Source organism: Psychrobacter sp. bablab_jr014 (assembly GCF_016464015.1).
Lineage (GTDB): Bacteria > Pseudomonadota > Gammaproteobacteria > Pseudomonadales > Moraxellaceae > Psychrobacter.
Window position 1 is genome coordinate 1 of the sequence record NZ_JACDXT010000027.1, and the last position, 2,640, is coordinate 2,640.

2 protein-coding genes are annotated in these 2,640 nt (G+C 30.5%); both read left to right on the forward strand.

What is annotated here, in order from left to right:
• Window positions 1-570 precede the first annotated feature (570 nt).
• A complete protein-coding gene (locus JIE71_RS07475; RefSeq protein WP_002440614.1) occupies window positions 571-759 on the forward strand; it encodes a CsbD family protein in 189 nt (62 codons plus the stop codon).
• A 644-nt stretch (window positions 760-1,403) separates the two neighbouring features.
• On the forward strand, window positions 1,404-2,348 hold the full coding sequence (locus JIE71_RS07480; protein WP_002440612.1) for a replication initiation factor domain-containing protein: 945 nt from the start codon (window positions 1,404-1,406) through the stop codon (window positions 2,346-2,348).
• The last annotated feature ends 292 nt before the right edge of the window (window positions 2,349-2,640 follow it).

Consider the following 2,640-nt stretch of genomic DNA (forward strand, 5'->3'; position numbering starts at 1 on the left):
CATATAACAATTTTTATCGCATAAATAGGAATCCCATTTGACACTGTCAAATCAATATTTTGCACAGAAACGGCTACCGAATGGCTACATACGGAGACATTTCTGTGTAGGATTCCTCTTATGCTCTTTTAAAATTTTAAAATATTTTAAAATATAAAAGTTACATTATACACCTATTTTTTTCAGGTTTTAGCTTTTTATTGAGAAGGATAATTAAAATAAAAAAACATATTTTTTTCTGAAAGTGTTGAGAAATAAATTTTAAAATGATTTATAGCCTCTCTGTTGAACAAAAAAAGTTTTTAGTCATTTTTATACGTGGAATGATTAAATGTCCTAGAAAGGGCTTAAAATGCAAAATAAAAAGACTACTCATTTTTTGAGTAGTCTATCTGTAGGATAGTTTTTGATATTCTAAATGAAAAGGAGTAATACATAAATCATTTTGTATACATGGGATAATACAAGGTTTAATGCATGGGATAAAAAAGGATATGATTTCACTTTTAAAAAGGGTATTTGAATAATAGAATTGTATTGTAGACATTGATTATTTAGGAGGAATAGAAAATGAGCGAAGAAAAATTCGAACAAGCAAAAGGAAATATCAAAGAGACTATTGGAGATGCTACTGATAATAAGGATTTAAAAGCAGAAGGTAAAGGAGATAAAGCTTCTGGTAAAGCCAAAGAAGTAGTAGATGATGTTAAAGATAAAGCTAATGACTTGATTGATAAAGTTAAAGGAGATAAAAACTAAATAAAAATTAAAACGTCTTAAGTATTATTATGTAGCATACTTGGGACGTTTTTTATTTAAAGTGAATAAAAATAAATAATAAGACACGCATTTATGCCGAGAAAATTTATTGATGTTGAGAAGAACCCTTAACTAAACTTGGAGACGAATGTCGGCATAGCGTGAGCTATTAAGCCGACGATTCGACAAGTTTGGGGATTGTTAAGGGTTCAGAGGCTCAACGTCAATAAAGCAATTGGAATAAAGCAACAAAAGGAGTTGAAGAAAATGAGTGAGAAAACTAAGAAAAGCATTCGTATAGCATTATCTTTTGCACAAGTAGTAGTACAGTCATTTATAGTTTATTATGCTTACAAGCAATATAAATTATCTAAAGAAAATTAATTTTTGATTATGTAATAAGTTTTGGTACTAAAAAAGACTTGATCTGATTAGACCAAGCCTTTTGATAGTGTTATATTAATAAACAAATAAAAAGAAGTCGCTCACCCACCGACCAAAGTTTGTGAACGACAATCCAAAAAGAAAACATGAGTTGTTTTTTATGAATTTGTATATTTAAATACTAAACGATATTTAAATATACATCAAGATAAATATTCGGGTGGGCGACTTCTTAAATTAAATTAAGGAGTCGATTTTTTATGAGTAGAAAAGAGCAAGAAATTCATTCAAAGCAAAGCACATTACAAGAAGTTACAAATTACACCTCAACCGGATACTCTAATAGCCGGTTAGGAGTGCATTCTGTGCACCCACAAAATCCTAAATTAAGTTTTGACGCTATGACAATAGTTGGAAATCTCAGTCGTGACAACGCTCAAAAGCTATCGTCATTTATGAGTATCGAACCACAAATTCGACTTTGGGATATACTACAAACGAAATTTAAAGCTAAAGCACTGCAGGAAAAAGTTTATATCGAATACGACAAAGTAAAAGCAGATACATGGGATAGACGTAATATGCGTGTTGAATTTAATCCGAATAAACTTACGCATGAAGAAATGCTTTGGTTAAAACAAAACATTATCAACTACATGGAAGATGACGGTTTTACAAGAATAGATTTAGCTTTTGATTTTGAAGATGATTTAAGTAATTATTATGCAATGACTGATAAAGCAGTTAAGAAAACTGTATTTTATGGTCGTGACGGGAAACCAGAAACAAAATATTTTGGCGTTCGTGATAGTGATAGATTTATTAGAATTTATAACAAAAAACAAGAACGTAAAGATAACGCAGATGTCGAAGTTATGTCTGATCACTTATGGCGTGTAGAAATTGAACTTAAAAGAGATATGGTGGATTACTGGAATGATTGTTTTAATGATTTACATATCTTGAAACCAGATTGGACTTCGCCAGAAAAATTAAATGAACAAGCAATGGTTTACATGTTAATTCATGAAGAAGACAAATGGGGAGAATTGAATAAAAGAACTAAATATAAATATAAAAATTTAATTAAAGAAATATCTCCAGTTGATTTAACGGAATTAATGAAATCGACTTTAAGAGAAAATGAAAAACAATTACAAAAGCAAATAGAATTTTGGCAGACAAAAGGTAAGAAGCTATTTTAAAAATGGCTACCATTTGACTCCCTTTTAGCTCCCAAATGGCTCCATAAAAAGGGAGCTATTTGGGAGCTATTTTTGATTTTATGTAGCCATTTGGGAGTCATTTTTGATTTTGGGTAGCTATTCGGTAGCTTTTGTGTAGTCGTTCGGGAGTCATATAACAATTTTTATCGCATAAATAGGAATCCCATTTGACACTGTCAAATCAATATTTTGCACAGAAACGGCTACCGAATGGCTACATACGGAGACATTTCTGTGTAGGATTCCTCTTATGCTCTTTTAAAATTTTAAA